The sequence below is a fragment of the Martinezella sp. CNPSo 3795 genome, from assembly GCF_057784475.1.
The window spans coordinates 149863-170323 of record NZ_JBXSOQ010000005.1; the positions used below are offsets into that span (position 1 = coordinate 149863).

At 60.4% G+C, this 20461-nt stretch carries 21 protein-coding genes; 7 read left to right on the top strand and 14 right to left on the bottom strand.

The features are described from left to right. Positions 1-120: 120 nt before the first annotated feature. Positions 121-771, bottom strand: a complete 651-nt coding sequence (locus AC13QY_RS16360; RefSeq protein WP_113390030.1) for a TetR/AcrR family transcriptional regulator — start codon at positions 769-771, stop codon at positions 121-123. Positions 772-870: 99 nt separating this feature from the next. On the opposite strand from AC13QY_RS16360, the gene AC13QY_RS16365 reads away from it, so the two are divergent. Both AC13QY_RS16365 and AC13QY_RS16370 read left to right on the top strand, forming a co-directional pair. Next, positions 871-1701, top strand: a complete 831-nt coding sequence (locus AC13QY_RS16365) for an NmrA family NAD(P)-binding protein (protein ID WP_113390029.1) — start codon at positions 871-873, stop codon at positions 1699-1701. Continuing rightward, positions 1698-2177 carry an anthrone oxygenase family protein gene (locus tag AC13QY_RS16370; protein ID WP_113331996.1) on the top strand — a complete coding sequence of 160 codons (480 nt, stop codon included), beginning with the start codon at positions 1698-1700 and terminating at the stop codon, positions 2175-2177. Before AC13QY_RS16365 ends, AC13QY_RS16370 begins: the two co-directional genes overlap by 4 nt. Before the next feature lie 38 nt (positions 2178-2215). Here AC13QY_RS16370 and AC13QY_RS16375 read toward each other — a convergent pair whose 3' ends face one another. From AC13QY_RS16375 to AC13QY_RS16400, 6 genes are all read right to left on the bottom strand, one after another. Beyond that, positions 2216-3367: a GGDEF domain-containing protein gene (locus AC13QY_RS16375; protein WP_113332086.1), complete on the bottom strand. Its 1152-nt coding sequence runs from the start codon at positions 3365-3367 to the stop codon at positions 2216-2218. Between the two features lie 197 nt (positions 3368-3564). Continuing rightward, positions 3565-4605 carry a dihydroorotase gene (pyrC, locus tag AC13QY_RS16380; RefSeq protein WP_488493663.1) on the bottom strand — a complete coding sequence of 347 codons (1041 nt, stop codon included), beginning with the start codon at positions 4603-4605 and terminating at the stop codon, positions 3565-3567. 142 nt (positions 4606-4747) lie between these two features. After that, positions 4748-5380 carry a nucleoside triphosphate hydrolase gene (locus AC13QY_RS16385; RefSeq protein WP_113331994.1) on the bottom strand — a complete coding sequence of 211 codons (633 nt, stop codon included), beginning with the start codon at positions 5378-5380 and terminating at the stop codon, positions 4748-4750. After that, positions 5377-6186 (bottom strand): ATP-binding cassette domain-containing protein, encoded by an 810-nt coding sequence (locus tag AC13QY_RS16390; RefSeq protein WP_173002500.1) that lies wholly within the window; start codon positions 6184-6186, stop codon positions 5377-5379. The genes AC13QY_RS16385 and AC13QY_RS16390 overlap by 4 nt, the downstream gene beginning before the upstream one ends. Next, positions 6162-7226 carry an ABC transporter permease gene (locus AC13QY_RS16395; RefSeq protein ID WP_113331993.1) on the bottom strand — a complete coding sequence of 355 codons (1065 nt, stop codon included), beginning with the start codon at positions 7224-7226 and terminating at the stop codon, positions 6162-6164. The genes AC13QY_RS16390 and AC13QY_RS16395 overlap by 25 nt, the downstream gene beginning before the upstream one ends. 171 nt (positions 7227-7397) lie before the next feature. After that, complete coding sequence (locus tag AC13QY_RS16400) at positions 7398-8423, bottom strand: sugar ABC transporter substrate-binding protein (RefSeq protein ID WP_113331992.1); 1026 nt, start codon at positions 8421-8423, stop codon at positions 7398-7400. 245 nt (positions 8424-8668) lie between these two features. Here AC13QY_RS16400 and AC13QY_RS16405 point away from each other — a divergent pair, with 245 nt between their 5' ends. Together AC13QY_RS16405 and AC13QY_RS16410 are read left to right on the top strand one after the other, a co-directional pair. Then, positions 8669-9916: an ROK family transcriptional regulator gene (locus tag AC13QY_RS16405; protein WP_488493664.1), complete on the top strand. Its 1248-nt coding sequence runs from the start codon at positions 8669-8671 to the stop codon at positions 9914-9916. Then, on the top strand, positions 9900-10334 hold the full coding sequence (locus AC13QY_RS16410) for an RbsD/FucU family protein (RefSeq protein WP_113331990.1): 435 nt from the start codon (positions 9900-9902) through the stop codon (positions 10332-10334). The genes AC13QY_RS16405 and AC13QY_RS16410 overlap by 17 nt, the downstream gene beginning before the upstream one ends. A gap of 198 nt (positions 10335-10532) precedes the next feature. Here AC13QY_RS16410 and AC13QY_RS16415 read toward each other — a convergent pair whose 3' ends face one another. The 5 genes from AC13QY_RS16415 to AC13QY_RS16435 form a co-directional block, all read right to left on the bottom strand. Beyond that, positions 10533-11570, bottom strand: a complete 1038-nt coding sequence (locus tag AC13QY_RS16415; RefSeq protein WP_145322336.1) for a 4-hydroxyproline epimerase — start codon at positions 11568-11570, stop codon at positions 10533-10535. Between the two features lie 174 nt (positions 11571-11744). Then, positions 11745-13037: an alpha/beta hydrolase gene (locus tag AC13QY_RS16420; RefSeq protein ID WP_371864871.1), complete on the bottom strand. Its 1293-nt coding sequence runs from the start codon at positions 13035-13037 to the stop codon at positions 11745-11747. Between the two features lie 559 nt (positions 13038-13596). Then, positions 13597-14478, bottom strand: a complete 882-nt coding sequence (locus AC13QY_RS16425; RefSeq protein ID WP_488493665.1) for an aldo/keto reductase — start codon at positions 14476-14478, stop codon at positions 13597-13599. Between the two features lie 212 nt (positions 14479-14690). Next, on the bottom strand, positions 14691-15335 hold the full coding sequence (locus tag AC13QY_RS16430; RefSeq protein WP_488493666.1) for a TetR family transcriptional regulator: 645 nt from the start codon (positions 15333-15335) through the stop codon (positions 14691-14693). A 59-nt stretch (positions 15336-15394) separates the two neighbouring features. Beyond that, entirely contained in the window at positions 15395-16042 is a 648-nt protein-coding gene (locus tag AC13QY_RS16435; RefSeq protein WP_113390021.1) for a class I SAM-dependent methyltransferase, read from the bottom strand. A 217-nt stretch (positions 16043-16259) separates the two neighbouring features. Here AC13QY_RS16435 and AC13QY_RS16440 point away from each other — a divergent pair, with 217 nt between their 5' ends. Further along, positions 16260-17180 (top strand): oxidoreductase, encoded by a 921-nt coding sequence (locus AC13QY_RS16440; protein ID WP_113390020.1) that lies wholly within the window; start codon positions 16260-16262, stop codon positions 17178-17180. Positions 17181-17254: 74 nt separating this feature from the next. On the opposite strand, the gene AC13QY_RS16445 is transcribed toward AC13QY_RS16440, so the two are convergent. Then, complete coding sequence (locus AC13QY_RS16445; protein ID WP_233788615.1) at positions 17255-17587, bottom strand: BA14K family protein; 333 nt, start codon at positions 17585-17587, stop codon at positions 17255-17257. Between the two features lie 290 nt (positions 17588-17877). Between AC13QY_RS16445 and AC13QY_RS16450 the strand changes: the two genes are divergently transcribed. Beyond that, positions 17878-18327, top strand: coding sequence for a MarR family winged helix-turn-helix transcriptional regulator (locus tag AC13QY_RS16450; protein ID WP_113330027.1), 450 nt, complete (start codon positions 17878-17880; stop codon positions 18325-18327). After that, entirely contained in the window at positions 18324-19880 is a 1557-nt protein-coding gene (locus AC13QY_RS16455; protein ID WP_113390018.1) for an MDR family MFS transporter, read from the top strand. Before AC13QY_RS16450 ends, AC13QY_RS16455 begins: the two co-directional genes overlap by 4 nt. A 90-nt stretch (positions 19881-19970) precedes the next feature. Here AC13QY_RS16455 and AC13QY_RS16460 read toward each other — a convergent pair whose 3' ends face one another. Then, a complete protein-coding gene (locus AC13QY_RS16460; RefSeq protein WP_113330025.1) occupies positions 19971-20414 on the bottom strand; it encodes an SgcJ/EcaC family oxidoreductase in 444 nt (147 codons plus the stop codon). Positions 20415-20461 lie beyond the last annotated feature (47 nt).

The following is a 20461-nucleotide window of genomic DNA, read 5'->3' on the forward strand; positions in this document are numbered from 1 at the left end:
GCCTCCTTCGCGAGCGCTAATGTTCCAGCGGCAATAGCAGCAAGCGGCCCGAGTTTCCAGACGTATGAAAGCTTTTGCCAATATCCTCTCGGCTGGCGCCCGCAGGGCGAGCCGAAGCAATCAGCGCAGTATACCAAGATCGGCAAGAAGCATGGCCTTGAACAGCTCGATGACCTTATCGCCTTCTTCTCTTTCGATCGAAATCGCATAGCGCACCGCGGCCGCGACGAGCTGCATGGTCAATCGGGCCGTTCTTGCAAGTTCGGAATCGTCGCGCTCCGGCCATAGGCGTTTTAGGACGGTCAGAAACGCCTGCGAATGCCATTCCATGTCTTCAGCATCGACCTGCTGCAGCAGCTTGTCGGCCTGAGTGGCATGCCAAATGTCGCGCATGACCGGCTCATTGAGAAACATGGCGTAGTAGCCATCGACAACGCGGCCAAGAGCGGATTGGAGCTGATCGCGGCTCTTGATCGTCGCCAACTCATCCTCGACGCATTGCCTGCCCTGCTCGTTGAAGCGCTCAGCCAGCACGCGGATGATCGCCGTCTTGTCGGGGAAATATTGGTAGAGCGAACCGAAGGAGACGCCTGCCTTTTCGACGATCTCGCCCATGCGTAGCGCATCGCTGCCGTTTTTCGCAATCAGCTCGGATGCCACCGAAAGGATGAGGTCGACGCGCTCGCGGCCGCGCTGCTGGCTGGGTATGCGTCGTGGTGTGCCCGCCTCATCCTTGCTGCGCCTGCGTCTCGCGATCAGTTCCCGCGCCATACCATTCCCCGCCTGTGCCTGTTGACAGGCAATATAAGAGAGTTTATCACATTTCGCAAATGAGAGAATTTATCACGTTTTGCGCTGGAGGAGCTTGAAATGCAGATCTCGACAATTGCCATCATCGGTGGATTGGGAAAAACCGGCGGCCGGGTCGCCGAGCGGCTGAAAGAGCGCGGCATCGCGGCTCGCGCAGCCTCCCGCTCAACGACACCACGCTTCGATTGGCAGGACCGCAGCACATGGCGGCAGGCACTGGAAGGCGCTTCTGCCGCTTACGTCACGTTCCAGCCGGACCTTTCGGTCGATTGGGCGGCAGAAACCATCGGCGCTCTGGCAAAAGCCGCTATCGAGGCTGGTGTGGAACACATCGTGCTGCTTTCCGGGCGTGGTGAAGACGGAGCCGTTCGCAGCGAGGAAAAACTCAAGGCCAGCGGCATCGGCTATACGGTGCTGCGCGCCAGCTGGTTCAACCAGAATTTCAGTGAGGGCGCCTTCGTGGACGGCCTTTTGCAGGGCAAGCTCGCTCTACCGGCCGGCGATGTCCCTGAGCCTTTCATCGACGCAGACGACATCGCGGATGCGGCCGTCGAATGTCTTATCGATCCGCGTCATCGCAACCAAACCTACGAACTGACGGGACCCCGCGCTTTAACCTTCCGTCAGGCGGTTTCCGAAATCGCGACGGCTTCGAACAGGCCCATAGAATACGAAACGGTTCCGATCGACGCCTTTATCGCCGAGATGACCGCCTACGGCCTGCCGCGAGCGACGACGGACCTTCTGCATGAGCTTTTCACGCAGGTTCTTGATGGCCGCAATTCACCTGTCATGCACGGCATAAGCCAGATCCTTGGCCGACAGCCTAAAGATTTTTCCGATTACGCCCGTGAAACCGCCGCAACCGGCATCTGGAGTGTCCAGTCATGACTTTTCCGATCACGAATATCGCCCTCGTCATCGCAGCACTCTGCAGCGGCCTTCTCGCCGGCGTCTATTTCGCCTTCTCGACGTTCGTTATGCAGTCCCTCGCCCGCCTTCCGGTCGATCAAGGGATTGCTGCCATGCAATCGATCAACGTTACGATCGTGCGTTCGCCCTTCATCGTGTTGTTCCTGCTGACGGCCGCGCTGTCGCTCTTCATCGCCGTTATGGCCATCATCCATTGGCGAGGCAGCGTGAGCGTGATGATGCTCACGGGCGCCGCGCTCTATATCGTCGCGAGCTTTCTTTCGACCATGGTGTTCAACGTGCCGCTGAACGACGCGCTCGACAAGATCGATGGCCATTCAGCCGAGGCGGTACAATTTTGGTCGACCTATCTCAGCGACTGGATGCGATGGAACCATGTGCGCACGGTCGCCTCGCTGCTCGCCGCATGCGCCTTCGTGAAGGCCATGTTCTGAAAACCTGGAAACGATCGGGCACCAGCCAAAGCGACCGGCTAGACAGCCCGCAGATAGGCCGCGACCTCCACACGGTTGCGGCCGTTTCGTTTTGCTTCGTAAAGCGCCTTGTCGGCGGCACGTAACACATCGTCGAAGCCGAGCCCTTTGGCAGTGCCGGTCGCGATACCGGCACTGACGGTGCAGGCGAGAGATTTGTCTTCGATGCTGATCGCCCGTGCTGCAAAGGCATCGCGCACCCGCTCGGCGACCTGCTCGGCCCGGCCCGGCAGCATATTGTCAAGCACGAGCGCGAACTCCTCGCCGCCGAGGCGGGCCACAGTGTCGGACGACCGCAGGCCGAAGGAGAGCTCCTCCGCGAAAAGCTTAAGCACAAGATCGCCGGCAGCATGGCCATGTTGATCGTTGATCGTCTTGAAGCGGTCTATATCGAAAATGATGACAGCCATCGAGGGACCGAAGGACCGGCGGCCGTAGAGATCGAACAGCGCGCGGCGATTGAGCAGCCCGGTCAGGGCATCGGTGATCGCCTCCTGACGATGAAATGCTGCTTGGCGCCACTGGTGCAAAGCGAGGGATAGAGCCCCGATCCCGGTCATTCCGGCGATGCAGACGGCGAGGCTGACATCCTCCGCCCAGTTATCCGGCGCATGACCGAGCACGAGCTTACCATCGGCAATCAGCACGGCCGCGCATAAGGCAAAGGAAATCGCCGTCAGCGTGTAAAGCGCCGTAATGCCGTAAAGCGGCGTCGGCGCCTCGCGCCGGCTGAGCCAATATTCGCGCGCCGTCAGAAGCAGCAGCACGCAGATGACAAGATTATCAGCGATGAAAGCCAGACCGTCGTAACCGACAAGCATCGGTCCGATCGATACTGTCATGCCAGACAAGCAACCAAGGGCAAAGCGGATCTTGGAAAGGCGACCCTTGCGAAACTGATAACCCGCCACCCATATCGTCGCGAAGCCGAGGAAGAATAAGACGAACGTCAAAATGGCGAAAATCGGCCTGGGATGGTCAACATAGGCGCCATAGGTGAAGATGCCACCGACGATAGGCACAAGACCGGCAGAACACGTCAGGAGGAAGGTATCGGGCCGACGCGAAAACCAGCTTCCGACCAACGTGACCGCCAGGCATGAGGCGGAAACGCCGAGGGCCAGAAGAAGCGAGTTGTAATCGACCAGCATCATGCTCTTTCAACGGTTTGGTTTCTACCGCAGGGGATTGCTGCCACGCTAGGCCGTCAGGGGTATCAAATTAGTTACGGCAAATAATAAAGAAAATGTATTTCAACAAAATATACGTTTCAAATCCCGGCACACACCAATGGAGTGTCGCAATACGTCTTATATATTTATATTTACTTATGTAGATTAGTCTGAAATTAAATCTCGACGTCCCAGTGCAAAGGGAACATCGGGTCGAAGACGGTGACCGGACCGGCGCCAGTTTCGATCTTTGCCGGGAAGGTTACAGCCTCGGGCCGACGCACGAGGGTAATACTGTCCTCGTTGACCGGCAGGCCGTACCAGGCTGGGCCGTTCAGCGAAGCAAAGGCTTCGAGCCTGTCCAGCGCGCCTTCCTGCTCGAAGACATGGGCAAGGCAGCTCATGGTGTTGATCGATGTATAAATGCCGGCGCAGCCACAGGCGCATTCCTTCAGCGGATCGACATGCGGAGCCGAATCCGTGCCGAGGAAGAATCTGGTATCGCCGCTCGTTGCAGCCGCACGCAGCGCCAGGCGATGGCTTTCGCGCTTGGCGACCGGCAGGCAATAATAATGCGGGCGGATGCCGCCGACGAGGATGGCGTTGCGGTTGATGATCAGGTGATGCGTCGTGATCGAGCCGGCGAGGTTGGCCTTTGCCGATTTGATGTAGTTGATGCCATCTGACGTGGTCACATGCTCCATCGTGACCTTCAGTTCCGGCAAGCGCTGGCGCAAGGGATTGAGCACGGTTTCGATGAACACGGCCTCGCGATCGAAAATATCCACTTCGGGCGTCGTGACCTCGCCATGAACGCAGAGCGGCAGACCAATCTTCGCCATGCGCTCCAGCACGGGCATTGCCTTGTTCAGATCGCGCACGCCGCCATGCGAGTTGGTCGTCGCGCCGGCCGGATAGAGTTTGACGGCGGTGATAAGGCCGCTCTTCTTGCCCTCTTCGACGTCGTCGGGGCTGGTGTGTTCGGTAAGATAAAGCGTCATAAGCGGTTCGAACCGATCGCCCGCCGGCAATGCCTTTAGGATGCGCTCGCGATAGGCCGTCGCATCCGCCGTGGTCACGACCGGCGGCACGAGATTGGGCATGATGATGGCGCGGGCGAAATGCCTGGAGGTATCAGCAATCACACCCTCTAGCATGGCTCCGTCACGCAAATGCAGATGCCAGTCGTCAGGACGGCGGATGGTAAGCTTTTGCATGGGCGCGACCTCTGGAAATGTGAGCGCAATCTCGTCAGGAAACCGTCTCGGCTTCTTCGGGATCGTGCTCTTTGATATCGCGCTTCGATAGCACCATACGCCCCCGCAAAACAATCCGCGACGGCGCTTAAATGATAGATGGTCAATCCTGCACGATGTCGATGGTGACGTCGGCCGGGCGGCGGTTCTCCAGAATCAGCCGGCCATTCGGCAGGTCGTTGCCATAGACCTTGGCATGAGCGGCCTCCTCATCGAGCTTGTAGCCCCGCCAGCGTGCCCATAGCCGCTCTTCCAGCACTTCCATCGGCGGGGCGAGCATGATCGAATAATCGAACATGCCTTCCAGTTCCGCCCATTTTCCCTGGCTGAACAGCAGATAATTGCCCTCGATGACGATGAAGCGATGATCGGCCGAGACGATGCGGGCAGAGGCGATCGCAATCTCCCGCGAACGGTCGAAGACCGGCACGAGGACTTCCTGATCGGCTGCGCGCACGGCCTTGACGATATCGAGGAAGGCGCGCACATCGAAACTGTCAGGCACGCCCTTCCGTTTCAAAAGTCCCTTCTCGATCAGGACGGCATTGTCCATATGAAAGCCGTCCATCGGCAGGACTTCGGCGCTCTCGCCCCTCGCCTTCAAGGCCTTGGCAACATTGTCGGCCAGGGTGGACTTGCCGGCACCGGGAGGGCCGGCAATCGCGACCAGGAATCGTTTCCTGTTGCCGGCGCGTGCGATGATCTCGCCGGCAACATCGTCAAGAGAGACGCTCATGCAGCAACATTCTCGACCGGCGGGGCTTTGGCGCCGGTCATGAAAGCAACAGCATCGGACATGGAATAATCCTTGGGATTGATGACGGTCAGGCGTCGTCCCAGGCGATGGATGTGAATACGGTCCGCAACCTCGAAGACATGCGGCATATTGTGCGAGATCAGGACGATCGGCAAGCCGCGGGCGCGTACGTCGAGGATGAGTTCGAGAACCTTGCGGCTTTCCTTGACGCCAAGGGCGGCCGTCGGTTCGTCCATGATGACGACCTTGGAGCCGAAGGCGGCGGCACGCGCCACGGCGACACCCTGGCGCTGGCCGCCGGATAGCGTTTCCACCGCCTGGTTAATGTTCTGGATCGTCATCAGACCGAGCTCAGAGAGCTTGTCGCGGGCGCGCTTTTCCATAGCCGGGCGGTCGAGCATCCGGAACACGGAGCCGAGAATGCCCGGCCTGCGCACTTCGCGGCCTAGGAACATGTTGTCGGCGATCGAGAGCGCCGGCGACAGAGCCAGGTTCTGGTAGACCGTTTCGATGCCGGCCTCCCGCGCCTCCATGGGCGAGCGGAAGTGAACGGGCTTGCCTTCCAGCTTGATCTCGCCCTCATCGGGGGTGACCGCGCCGGAGATCGCCTTGATCAGCGAGGACTTGCCGGCGCCGTTATCGCCGATCACGGCAAGGATCTCGCCGGGATAGAGGTCGAAATCGGCATTGTCGAGGGCGGTCACGCGGCCATAGCGCTTCACGAGACCGCGGGCAGTGAGGATGGGTTCGACGGTCGTGGTCATGCCGATACCTTTCTGATCCATTGATCGATCGCGACGGCGCCGATGATGAGCACGCCCGTCAGGAGCACCTTCCACTGCGGATCGGCGCCGAGCATGTTGAGGCCCATGGAAACGACACCGACGATCATGGCGCCGAAGAGCGTGCCGAGGATCGAGCCGCGGCCGCCGAAGAGCGAGATGCCGCCGATCACGGTTGCTGTGATTGCCTGAAGATTGAAATCGGTCACCGCGGAAGACGGCGAGACCGACCCGTTGCGGCCGATGGAGACCCAGGCGGCAAGCGCTGCGATCAATCCCGAGACGCCATAGACGGCAAGAAGCACTTTCTTGGTCTGGATACCGGCGAGTTTCGCCGCTTCCGGATCGTCGCCGACGGCATAGACATGCCTGCCCCAGGCGGTGTGATTGAGGACATACCAGAGGCCGATGACGAGGAGCACCATGGCGATGACGCCGAGGGTGAGCACGGCACCGCCGACGCGGAAGCTCGCTGCGAAAAGATGCAGCAGCGGCGCCTTTTCATCGACATCGGTGTCGCGGATGGTTTCATTGGCCGAATAGATGAAGTTCGTCGCCATGACGATATTCCACGTGCCAAGCGTCACGATGAACGGCGGCAGCTTCATATTGGCGACAAGGAAGCCGTTGAGCAGCCCGCAGATGCCGCCCACGACCAGGCCGGCGACGATTGCTACAGGTGTCGGCAAGCCGTATGTCACGGCGACATTGCCCATGACGACCGAGGAGATGACCATGATGACGCCGATCGAGAGATCGATGCCGGCGGTCAGGATGACCAGCGTCTGGGCCGCGCCGAGAATGCCGACGATGGCGATCTGCTGCAGGATGAGCGTCAGCGTATAGGCGGAAAAGAACCTCCCGCCAATCGCGATACCAAAGATCACGATCGCCAGCACCAGGACGATCAGCGGCACCGCCGCCGGCGTCGAATGCAGAAAGTGCTGCACGCGCTTCAAAAGAGAGACATCGTTGTGCTCGAACGAAGCGACGTTCTTGTCGCTGCCGTCGAGAACACGTTCGAATTCCTGTGCTCCGGACATAATTATTCCTCCGCCACCGCGCACATGCGCGGAAACCGCCGGCTGTTGGGGGCCAGCCAGGATCTGAGCCCGACCGACGTGACTGTTGCGATTGTCTTCTCCCTGTCAAAGAGCCGCGCCATGAGGCGCATGACGCGGCTCCGAAGGGACTATATCACATTCATGAGGGGCTTAGCCCCAGCACTTGTTGAGACCTTCCTTGGTGTCGATGGACTTCAGACCGGAGACCGGCTTGTCCGTCACCAGGGAAACACCGGTGTCGAAGAAGGTCTTGCCTTCGGTCGGCTTCGGCTTCTCCCCCGAGTCGGCGAACTTCTTGATCGCCTCGACGCCGAGGGCCGCCATCATCAGCGGATACTGCTGCGCAGTCGCGCCGATTACGCCATCCTTGACCGACTTGACGCCCGGGCAACCGCCGTCGATCGACACGATCAGCACCTGCTTTTCGAGGCCGACGGCCTTCAAAGCCTGATAGGCGCCGGTTGCAGCCGGCTCGTTGATCGTGTGGATGACGTTGATGCTGGAATCCTTCTGCAGAAGGTTTTCCATGGCCTTGCGGCCGCCCTCTTCGTTACCGTTGGTGACGTCATGGCCGACGATGCGCGCATCGGTTTCGTCACCGATCTTGTTCGGATCCTTCGGGTCGATGCCGAAGCCGATCATGAAGCCCTGGTCGCGCAGAACGTCGACCGACGGCTGCGACGGCGTCAGATCGAGGAAGCCGATCTTGGCGTCTTTGGCCTTGTCGCCCAGCGTTTCCTTGGCCCACTGGCCAACGAGTTTGCCGGCGAGCAGATTGTCCGTGGCAAAGGTGGCGTCGGCCGCATCGGCCGGCTCAAGCGGAGTGTCGAGCGCGATGACCAGCAGGCCGGCATCGCGTGCCTTCTTGACCGAGGGAACGATGCCCTTGGTGTCGGAGGCGGTGATCAGGATGCCCTTCGCGCCATCTGCGATGCAGCTCTCGATCGCAGCAACCTGGCTTTCGCTATCGCCATCGATCTTGCCGGCATAGGACTTCAGCGTCACGCCGAGTTCCTTGGCCTTGGCGGTCGCGCCCTCTTTCATCTTGACGAAGAAGGGATTGGTATCGGTCTTGGTGATGAGGCAGGCGGATACGCCGGCAGCCTTCGCAGGTGCGGCAAAAGCAACGCCGAGCGCCAGGGCGGCGACGGCGGCGGAAATAACAGATTTCTTCATTCAATCCTCCCGATGTTTAAAAGCCGGACCTTCCGGCAGCCCCGGGCCTCAACCCGGCTTGAAGACGCGCCATGCCTGTCGGATTATTTCCAGTGAACCTCCTCCACGGCCATATGCGCATCTCCTACCCCCATATCTGAACCTAAAGATTTCCAGCTGTCAATAAATAAATCGGATTGAATTATTAATTCGATGTGGCATTCTTGAAAAAAATCAGGCATGGCCATGATGGAAGGAGCAGGCCCATGTCTCTCGTGCGGGACCCGGAGGACACACCCACAACACCGGCGATTCTCGACCCCTCCGGGGGCGCGAACCAGCTTGGCGTGCGCGCCCATAACGAGCGGCTCGTGCTTTCGCTCGTTCGCCGTCACGGCGCGCTGTCGAAGGCCGATATCGCGCGGCGCAGCGGGCTTTCGGCGCAGACAGTCTCCGTCATCATGCGCGCGCTGGAGAAGGACGGGCTGCTATCCCGCGATGCTCCGGTGCGCGGCCGTGTCGGCCAGCCATCCATTCCCATGCGGCTCAACCCGGATGCGGTGCTCTCCTTCGGCGTCAAGATCGGCCGGCGCAGCGCCGACCTTGTGTTGATGGATTTTGTCGGCGGTATCAGGATGCAGCTGCATCAGACCTACCCATATCCGCTGCCGCAAGACATCATCGCCTTCGTCACGGCCGGCATCAGGGAATTGGAGGGACGCCTCCATGATGACCAGCGCCGCAAGATTGCCGGAATGGGCGTCGCGGCACCTTTCGAGCTCTGGAATTGGGCCGAGCAGGTAGGTGCCCCGCCCGGTGCGATGGATGCCTGGCGCGGCTTCGATCTGAGAACCGAAATCGCTTCGCGCGTCGCTTACCCTGTCTTCCTGCAGAACGACGCCACCAGCGCCTGCGGTGCCGAGCTGGTCTTCGGCGTCGGCCCGCATTATCCTGATTTCGTCTATTTCTTCATCGGTTCCTTCATCGGCGGCGGCATCGTCCTCAATTCATCCGTCTTTGTTGGCCGGACCGGGACGGCCGGCGCGCTCGGCCCTCTGCCCGTGCGCGGCCGCAACGGCGAGAACCGGCAGCTTCTGGAAATCGCCTCGATCTTCGTGCTGGAAAACCTATTGCGGGATCACGGTTTCGATCCACGCCCTCTCTGGTATTCGGCGGATAATTGGATCGATTTCGGCGAGCCGCTGGAGATCTGGATCCAGGATACGGCCAAGGCACTGGCACAGGCGATCGTCGCCTCTGCCTCCGTTCTTGATTTCAGCGCTGCCGTCATCGATGGCGGCTTCCCCGGCTGGGTGCGGGAACGCGTGGTGCGCGCAACCATCAAGGCAGCGGCGGAACTGGATCTTCAGGGTGTCGTCATGCCCGAGATCATCGAGGGCGCCGTGGGGCCGCAGGCCCGCGCCATCGGCGGCGCCAGCCTGCCGATCTTCGCGCGCTACCTCATCGACCAAAACGTTCTTTTCAAGGAGATTGAGCATGCTGAAGGGCATTGACCCGCTGTTGAGCCCGGAACTTCTGGCGACGCTACGCGCCATGGGCCACGGCGACGAGATCGCCCTTGTCGACGGCAATTATCCCGGTCTCGAACATGGACGCCGCCTCATCCGCCTCGACGGCCATGGCGTCATTCCCGTGCTCGATGCAGTGCTAAGCGTGCTGCCGATCGACGATTTCGTGCCGCAGGCGATTTTCCGGGCAACCGTCAAGCAGGACCGCGATGCCGTCGACCCCGTTCATGCGGAGATGATCGAGTGCTGTGCCCGTCATGTGCCAGATATGAATGTCGTGCCGCTACTGCCGGCGGAATTCTACGAGCGGGTGAAGCAGGCACATGCGCTGATCCAGACCAGCGAGCCCCGGCTCTATGGGAATATCATTCTGCGCAAGGGTGTGATTTATCCAGCAAAATAGCAGGCCCGCCGCTCATCCGGCCTTCGGCCACCTCTCCCCGCATGCGGGGAGAAGGAGATGGGCGCAACCGCAGCCTTCCTTCCCACACTTTACTCAGACGAGGATACAGGACTAGTCCCCTCTCCCCGCCTGCGGGGAGAGGGTTAGGGTGAGGGGCGAAACTCTCATAGATGGCAGAAGCTAATCATCCGCCTACCCTCAAATATCTCCAGCTGAAGGCCCCCAGACATCCGTCATGGCAAAACCTTCCGCCATCGGGTCGAAGGGATCGAGCGCCACCTGGCTCAAGCCAAAGGTGAAGCCGCGGCCGGTGATGGTCGGGATGACGGCCGGCTTGCCGGCAACTTCGGTCTCCGCCAGCAGGCCTACCTCGAACTCCGAACCGATGATCGAGCGGGATTTAAAGACATCGCCGACCTTGGCCTTGCCGCGGGCATGCAGCGTCGCCAGATTGGCGGAATTGCCGGTGCCGCAGGGCGAACGGTCGGCGCGGCCGGGCCACATGGTCGTGCAGGTGCGGATCGCGCCATCGGCGTCGATATCGCGGAACATGACATAGGCGACGCCGGAAATTGCGGGAATTTCCGGGTGGACCACGGTCATCGCCCGGTTGATCGCTTCCTTGAGGATCATGCCGGCCTGCACGAGGGCGGCTGCATTGGCCTTTTCGATCTTCAATCCGATCTGGCCGACATCAACAAGCGCATAGAAAATCCCGCCATAGCAGAGATCGAGCTTGATCCTGCCCCATTGCGGCGTCTCAAGCTCGACATCCAGCTCATGCACAAAGGACGGCACCATAGTCAGACGCACCTTTTCGCAGCGGCCGTCGCGGCAGGTCGCAGTCGCGCGCACGAGACCGGCGGCCGTATCGAGCGTGACGACGGTTTCAGGCTCCTTCATCTCGACAATGCCGGATTCGAGCAAAGCGGTGGTCACGCAGATGGAGTTCGAGCCGGAGCTTGCATGTGCCTGATCCGGCTGCAGGATGATGAAACCGGCATCGGCTTCAGGATGCTTAGCCGGCAACAGCAGGTTGACGGAGCCGATCGGCGCACCGCGCGGCTCCAGCACAAGGAAGCGCCGCAGTTCCTGACCCTTCGGATCCGTGTTCAGCCAATGCAGCTGCTCGGCAATGCTGTTGCCGGGGATTTTTGGGACGCCGCCGATGGCAACCTTGCCGATTTCACCTTCGCAGTGGACATCCAGCAGCTGGATTGTGCGCTTCCATCTCATTTCACAGGCTCCCATCGGACGTGTTGCGTCATGTCGCCGCCAACGCAGGCATTCTGGAGGGTAAACCGAGCGAGCGCCATGCACACCCCTCTGATATATCAGATCGAGCGGCGTGGCTATGGCGTTTTGCGGCGGCGCTGAAACGCCTCCGCTGAGGGACATGCCGCGACAGCGCTATTGCTTCAATGCGTCGCCGACATTGTTGCCGGTCGCCTCGACGCTATCGCCGAGCGAGCCGACGGTATTGTTCGCCGACGCACCGACGCGACGCCATTGCTCGCCGTAATTCGCCCGCGTCCGAGGATCGAAAATGGCAATCGGAGCGCTGACGGCAGCACCTGCGACACTGCCGACCGTCTGGGCAGCACCCATGGCGACCGCGCCGACGGCATCGCCGATGCCGACATCGGAATCGGTGATCGTCTGGCCCTCAATCAGCCGCGCGCCGATCAGCTTCACCACTTCCGGGCTTTCGGCGAACTTGCCGTGATTGAGGCCATCGCCAGTCTTGAGCTTGGTGAGATCCAGCACGGTGATCCCCTGTTTTTCCAGCTCGCTGCGATAGGGTTCAGCCGTCGGATCGATCTGGCCGAGGCGATCGATATTGCCGGAGATGCGCCGCGACAGCGAAAGCGCGCGGTCATCCCGCGAGACGAACAGCGTGAAATGCGGCTTGTCCTTGCCGAGTGCCGCGAACTGCCTTCCGAAGACATCGACGTCGAGATCGGGCGACGCCAGGATGACGTTCTTGATCTTCGGCGCGACGCGGCCATTGCGGATCGCCATCTGCCGCAGCGATTCGACCGCGAGCCAACTGCCCATCGAATGCGCCATGACGGTGATGTCGCCGACAGCCGGATCGGCCGCAACGCGACGCAACAATTCCTCAAGCGAGTCGCGGGAATAGTTGGTGCTCTCCTTGTCGTAGGCATAATCGAAAATGCTGGCGCGCGACGGCCAGGTGAACACGATCGGCGCGACGTCGGCGTGCGAATCGTGAACGATCTGCGCGAAGCGGTAGACGGCATCCTCGTAGCGGTTGTTGAAGCCATGCACGAAAATCAGCACACGCTTGTTTTTCGGCAGTTCCGCATGCACCCAGGCTCGCCCGTCCGCCTCCGTCGCCAAAGGCTTGACGGCCGTCGTGACGAAATTCTTCAACGGATCGCCTGGCAGACGGCTCGGCCACTGCACCTGACCGACCTTGCGATTGGCCTCCGGCGGAATGGAAACACTGACGGCATCCACCTTGAGCCCCGGCCCGCGCTCGCCGGAAAACAGAATGGCCGGGTCCTTGTCCGGCAGGCGTGTCGTCGCGACGAGGAGATCGACCTTGGATGTGCCAGGCACGTTTTCACTGATGGGCTGCATAACCCCGATGGGACGGCCGCATCCGGCCAGCGACAATGTGGCAACGACAGCTACAGTTCGGAAAAACAGCTTTCCCCATCGGTCCGAACCCGCCATGCGCTGCATCATGCAACCCTTCCTTACCGCCGTAACGTCGCGCCACTCTACGCATGCATGTCCACGGCGCAAGCGACTCCAGCGGTTCTTTGGCTCATGACGCAATGCTAATTCGCGACAGCATTGCAAAGGCGCAACGCAATCATCCAACACCGCTAACTGATGATCCGACTGGAAATAAAAAAAGAGCCCGATGCGGGAGGAGGATGCATCGGGCTCTTGATCCGGATTGGCAACTGGGAGGAGGAGTGTTGCCAATCATTGAAGGAGCGCTGGGAGGAGGAGTGCGCTGCCTTCGAGGGATTAGATATAATGCTCGTGACAGCATGAACAGATCATCTTTCGCATTGCAGCAATGCAATGAGCGCATTGCTTTCTCCGCAGATGCCAAAAATATCGCATAGCCACGGCATTTCCGAGGTTCCAACGCCTATTTTGCAGTCGTTATCGACCTAAATCCTGAGATTCACATGATTGTGATCGGCGTTTCTGCATGGGAAAGCACCCTCGCCGACGCTTGTCCGGTCAGCAACCGCCGACCGGACGAACGAATTTCGGCTTATGCGGCCTTGAAGGCTTTCTTGCCCTCGGCATCGAGCGCAGCAAACTCCTCGTCGGATAGAACGATATCCACCGCTGCGGTGTTTTCTTCGAGGTGCTTGACCTTACCGGTTCCAGGAATCGGCAGCATTACGGGGCTGCGCTTCAGCACCCAGGCAAGTGCGATCTGGCTCGGAGCAGCATTGTGCTTCTTCGCGATGGTATCGAGCAGCGAGCCTTCCTTGGCGAGGTCGCCGGCGGCCAGCGGGAACCACGGGATGAAGCCGATGCCGTGCTTTTCGCAATAGTCGAGCACGTCTTCGCTGGTGCGATCGACCAGATTGTAACGGTTCTGCACCGTCACGACCTTGAAATGCTTCGAAGCGGCTTCGATGTCGGCAACGGAGACCTCGCTCAAGCCCGCATGACGGATGATGCCGTCATTTAGCAGCGATTTCACGGCATCGAATTGCTCCGCCGCCGGCACCTTGGAATCGATGCGATGCAATTGCCAGAGATCGATGCGATCGACGCCGAGGTTGCGCAGGCTCTTGTACGCCTGCTGGATCAGATATTCAGGACGACCCACGGGCACCCAGACATTCGGGCCGGTTCGGGTCAAACCGCCTTTGGTCGCGACCACGAGGCCATGACCGTAGGGATGGAGAGCCTCCTTGATCAGACGTTCGGAAACATCCGGACCATAGGAATCGGCCGTATCGATGAAATTGATGCCGAGTTCCGGCAGGCGCCTCAGCGTACGGACGGCTTCGTCATGATCCTCTGGCTCACCCCAGATACCGGCGCCGGTAATGCGCATGGCGCCGAAACCGAGACGATGAACGGGAAGGTCACCGCCGATCTTGAACTGACCGGACTTGGCTGCGTCGAATTCTGACATGGTTATAGTCCCTTTTGCTGATCTGAAATGTAGCTGGCGTTTCCGGCATCCGAGGGGAGCCGAGATTCGAGGGGCAAATCGAGGGTTTCGCGAGGGAGAGATACAGTCGCGATCCGATACTAGATGGGTCTGCATCGCGGCATATGCAATGCATCGATACGCGATGCGTCGCGACCGATCAGGACGGTTTCCCTTAGTCTAGCCAGGTGCCATCATGTACGCCGTTGCACCTGTTTGCCGAGATCGGCAAGCGTGGCCCAAAGCTCATCGAAGAGGTTACGAGCGAACTGCTCTACGGAAACATCCTGCGGAGATTGCATCCAGCGCTCGCTGCCGATGCGCAGCATCGTCACGACCGCGGCCGCAAGCATGCCAAGACGAAGACGCTCCTCCTCGCTGCCGCTGCCACGGGCAAACAGTGCATCCGCAAGCTTCTTCTCCAGCTTGGCATATTTGAGTTGGTCGCGTGCTTGAAGCGTCGGCGTATTGTGAATCAGGGCAGCCAGAGCAAGGCTCTGCGGATCGGCGATGGCAGCACGAAGGGCAGAATTGACAGCCCTCTCGATGACGTCGACGATCGAAGCATCTTCGGGCTGGGCCGCGACCGCGCCGATCAGCTCGCGGGCAAAACCATCCTGCCAGGCGGTGACTACATCTTCTTTGCTGGGGAAATAATCGAAGAAGCTGCGCTTGGAAACATCGGCAGCTTCCGTGATGTCCTCGATGGTGGTGGCCTCGAAGCCACGATCGAGAAACAGCCGCAAGGCGGCGGATTCGATGCGTTCGCGGGTTTGACGACGCTTGCGTTCGCGCCGGCCTTCCTTCACCGCGCCATCGACATCCGGCTTTTTCGCCATCCGCTACCCCCGGAACTCACTTCGGGCCGCCCCAAATCGGCCTTGCCGGCTTCCGGCGCTTAGGCGCTGATTCCGGCATTCTCTCCGGTGCTACGATATTTGGAGCCAGCAATCGAGAGCTCCAGAGGATTTTGCCGCGATATCCTGTAGACGCCGGCCGGCGGAATGTTGCGCACCGTACCGCCGATGCGCTTTGCCGTAAGCCCCAGGCTTTCAAGGATCGGTTTCTGCACCGGACAGCGCGGGCCGTAGGTGAACTGATAGAAAGCTCCTCCCGGCTTCATCGTTTCAAAGGCGCCACCGACAATGGCCACCACCTTGGAGGGCGGCATGGACAGCAGCGGCAGGCCGCTGATGACGGCGCCGAAAGGCGCGTCATCGAAAAGTCCGCATCGGCCGAGCTGCGCCGCATCCATATGCACCACCCGCGCCGCCGGAAAACGCTCCCGCAGGCGGACAGCGAACTCCTCGCCGAATTCGACGAGTGTCAGCGCACTTTCGGGGACGCCACGCGCCAGCAGCGCCCGCGTGAATACGCCGGTGCCCGGACCAAGTTCGAGGATCGGACCATCGAACGGCTCGATCTCCTGGGTCATCAGCCTTGCCAGCCTCTCACCGGAGGGCGCCACAGCCGCAACACGCAGGGGATCGCTGACCCAGGAGCGGAAGAACTGCACAAAATCAGCGCATGAGGTCTTTGTCGTCATTCCGCAAATCCAATCTTCGGTCACATAATTTTATGAGGGCCGAACAGCGTGGCAATTCGAAGGCATGCCACGCCATTAGACCGTCGAAAGCCATTGATATGCAAGCATCATCGCATATTTTGCACTTACATATTTTCATTTATTGCAAACTTGCATTTAGTGTAGAAATTACCAGATACAATGGGCAATGCCAAAATCTCTTCACAGGAGCTCCGCAATGCCAGACTGGACAATAAAAGATATTCCGCCGCAGACGGGCCGCATCGCAGTCATTACCGGCGCCAACAGCGGTATCGGCTACGAAGCAGCAAAGGCTCTGGCAGGAGCCGGCGCAAAGGTCGTCATCGCCTCACGAAACGAGGCCAGGGCCAATGAGGCACTCGCCAAGATCCGTGCGGCGACACCGGGCGCAGACGTGACATTCGAAGCGCTTGATCTTGCCAGCCTCGATTCCGTCGCGCGCACGGCAACCCGCATCGGAGATAGACTGCCGCATATCGATCTGCTCATCAACAATGCCGGTGTCATGGCCATCCCGGACCGGCATGAGACCGAAGATGGTTTCGAAATGCAGATGGGCGCCAATTATATCGGCCATTTCGCCTGGACGATGCGGCTGTTGCCAAAGGTTTCTGCTGCGGAAAATCCGCGAGTGGTCACGGTGAGCAGCCTGGCGCATCGCAGCGGCAGGATCAATTTCGACGATCTGCAGTGGCGCAAGCGCTATCGTCCCTGGCCCGCCTATTGCCAATCGAAGCTGGCAACGCTGCTGTTCAGCCTGGAGCTCGATCGCATCGCCCGCGCCGAAGGCTGGAAGCTGAAAAGCGTTGCCGCTCATCCCGGCTATGCCGCGACCGGCCTGCAGACCACGGGTCCGCGCATGGGCCGTGATCGGGCCGGCGGTCTCGAAATCGCGACAAAATTGCTGGGGCCGTTTCTATCGCATACGGCAGCAGCCGGCGCCCTCCCGAGCCTCTTTGCGGCCACCTCGCCTACGGCGGAAGGCGGCGCCATGTATGGCCCGAACGGTTTCTATGAGCTCAAAGGTCCGCCGGTGCGTGCCAAGATTGCCGCTCATGCCCGTGATCAGGCGATCTGGCGGCGGTTGTGGGACGTCTCCGAACAGTTGACCGGTTGAAGACAGCCTTCCCGCGACAGTCTGAAAAGAAATCCCCCTCCGCGAAACGGAGAGGGATTTCGATCCATTTCGTATTACGGGCTGACGCACTGGCGGCGCGGACCATTGGTCGGCTGATAGGTATTGTCCGACGCACGATAGGTCTTGTAGCGGCTTGCACACCAGCGGACATGCGCACTGCCGCGCGGCGGCTGCGAAACGGCTCCGCCAATGATCGCGCCGGCGGTGAAGGCGGCCATCGGATACCACCAGCCACCATGACGCCGGTAGCCCGGACGGTGATAGCGATAGCCGCGATGGCCATGCCAATAACCCGGGCGATGATGCGGACGGTAGTGAGGACGATAATGCGGACGGTGACGCCCGCGATAGTGCCTGTTGTGGTGGCGATATTGAACTTCGGTCAGGCCAGCGAGCTGATTGTCGGTCTGCTGGATTGCCGGCTGGATCAGCGGCTGAATCGGTGCAGCGGCCGCGGGGTCGAAAGACACTACCGCAAGCAGGGCGCTCAGGGCAGTCACTGTTACGGTTGTCAGGAATCGTTTCACAGCTCTTCTCCTCCTATCGAGTCGTAATACTGATGAACAACGCGCAATGATTGAAAATCTTTCACAATATTATTGCTTGCGCAAGTACATGCCGCACGATAGGTATATAGATAGGAAGCCTATCTATCTAGATGTGAACGAGTCTATCGATGAGCAAAGCCGACCGTCATCACGGAATCGAGGAAGCCTACGCGCTGGCCGAGGTGTTGCGTCCTGCCCTCCATCGCCTGCATCGACAATTGCGGCGCGAGAGCGACGAGGCCGGACTGTCGCCGCTGCATGCCTTGTTGCTCGTCGCCATCATGCGCCAGCCGGGCATCGGCGTTGCCGAATTGGCGCGGATGGAGAAGCTGCGCGGACCGACGATTTCAGGGCATGTGAAAGCCATGGAGCGGGATGGCCTCATCGCCCGTTCGGAACCGGACCCGAGCGACCGGCGCCGCAATGGTCTGGTGGCGACGGAGAAAGGTGAGGACATCATCCGCAGCCTGAAACGGCGGAGAACCGACTGGCTCGCCTCCGAACTCGCCAAACTGTCGCCGCAGCAGCGTGACGCCATTCGTGCCGCAATCGAACCGCTCATGGAGATCGGACAATGAATACCGCTCGCCCGAATGTTGCCCCACCATCCGCTCCGGCGGCAGGCGACCCGCCCGATCGTCGCGAGATTCGCGCCGTCATCCTCGGACTGATGATCGTTCTCGGCCTCGGCGCCATAGACCAGAGCATCGTCGCGACGGCGCTGCCGCGTATCGTCAGCGATCTCGGCGGGCTGACGCACCTCTCCTGGGTGGTCAGCGCCTATGTGCTCGCCTCAACCAGCACCATGCCGCTCTACGGCAAGCTCAGCGACCAATATGGCCGGAAGCCGATGATCTATGCGGCGATCCTCATCTTCCTTCTCGGCTCGGTGCTGAGCGGCATCGCGCAGACGCTGCCGCAGCTCATCATCTTCCGGGCGATCCAGGGTATCGGCGCCGGGGGATTGCTGCCGCTGGCCCAGATCATCATCGGCGATATCGTGCCGCCAGCCAGACGCGGCCGCAATCAAGGTTCGATCGCAGCCGTCTTCGCCATCTGCAGCGTCATCGGCCCGATCGCCGGTGGCGTCATCACCGATCTCCTGTCATGGCACTGGATCTTCTACGTCAACCTGCCGATCGGCGCCGTCGCGCTCGTTATGATCGGCCGGGCACTGAAGCGGCCGCATCAGGCGCGCAGCCGCCGCATCGACTATCTCGGCGCGGCGCTGCTGACCAGCTGCACGACCAGCTTCCTGCTGGTGCTGGCCCTCGGCGGCAATGAATGGTCCTGGAATTCGCCTGAGATTTTCGGGCTTTCCGCCCTTGCGTTCGTTCTCTTCGTCTTTTTCATTCTGCATATCCGGCATGAACCAGAGCCGGTGCTGCCGCCCGATCTCTTCCGCAACCGGCTGTTCGTCGTCGCCTGCACCGTGCTCGCCCTGACCTTCATGGGAATGCTGGGCGCAAGCCTCTTCTTTCCGCTGTTCTTTCAGATGGTCATGGGGGTCAGCCCATCGCATTCCGGCCTGCTCACCGGCCCGCTGATGATCGGCGTCGTCATCTCCTCCATGGTCAACGGTCGGGTGCTGCTGCATCGCTTCGGGCGCTACAAGCCGGCGCAGCTCTGCGGTCTCAGCCTCGCAACCGCTGCCTTCGCCGTACTCGCCTGGGCTGCAGCCACCAGTCAGGGCTTCTGGATCATCGAGCCGACGGTCTTTGCACTCGGCCTCGGTCTTGGCCTCGTCATGCCCACAATGACGATCGCGGTGCAGAATGCCCTGCCCCTAGCCCATCGCGGCGTGGGAACGGCGACGCTCGCCTTCTTCCGCTCGCTCGGCGGCCTTATCGGCGTTACCGGCTCCGGCGCCATCCTTGCCTATCGCGTTCAGAACGCTGGCGGCGCGCTGGATGGGATGCATGTATCGTCCTTGACCGAGGCTGGCATGAAACAGCTCGCTACGGTCTCTCCCGAGGCTCATGCCGCCGCGATAGCACTCTATCGTCACGCGATCGCCATGACCTTCGCAACGGGAACAGCCATCGTGGCGCTGGCGCTGATCGTGCTGTTGTTTCTGCCGGAATTGCCGCTGAAGATGGAGCATGGGCCGGAAAAGGCACGCCCAAGCTGAGCTGCGCACAATATGGCCACGGAAGCAGTAGTCCGGCGTCCCCATGCTTATTCGCAGGGACGCCCGCTTCGCTGGGTTCTGAAGAGTGCGTCAACTCTGCAGCTTACGCTGAGCTTCCGCTTTGCCGTCCTCGGGCAGGTCCATGTTGTGCATGACGGCGATCGACCAGACATCGTGTTCGCGCACGATCACCATGTTGATCAGCCCATGGCGTTCAGGCCATTCATTCCCTTGCGGATCGCGCGCGCCCGTCATGCTCCAGTGAATGTCGAGTGCGGCAACATCGGAGCGGATAGGACGCATTTGGGTTTTGGTGGCTTTGAGCTGACTGTCCTTGAACATCGTCTCGAATATGGGCCTATGAAACTGCTCGATCGATGATCGGCCCGTTGCCTTCATTCCAAATACGTTCGTGAAATCGGCGTCTTGCGCAAATATCGCGGAAAAGGCGCTGGCATCGTGGCTATTCCATGCGGCAACGAACGCATCAACGATTTGTTGCGCGGCCTGTCCAACGTCCGGATGCAGTGACATCTCACACTCCCTCCTTTAGTATGAATACCATACTATATGGCAACCGG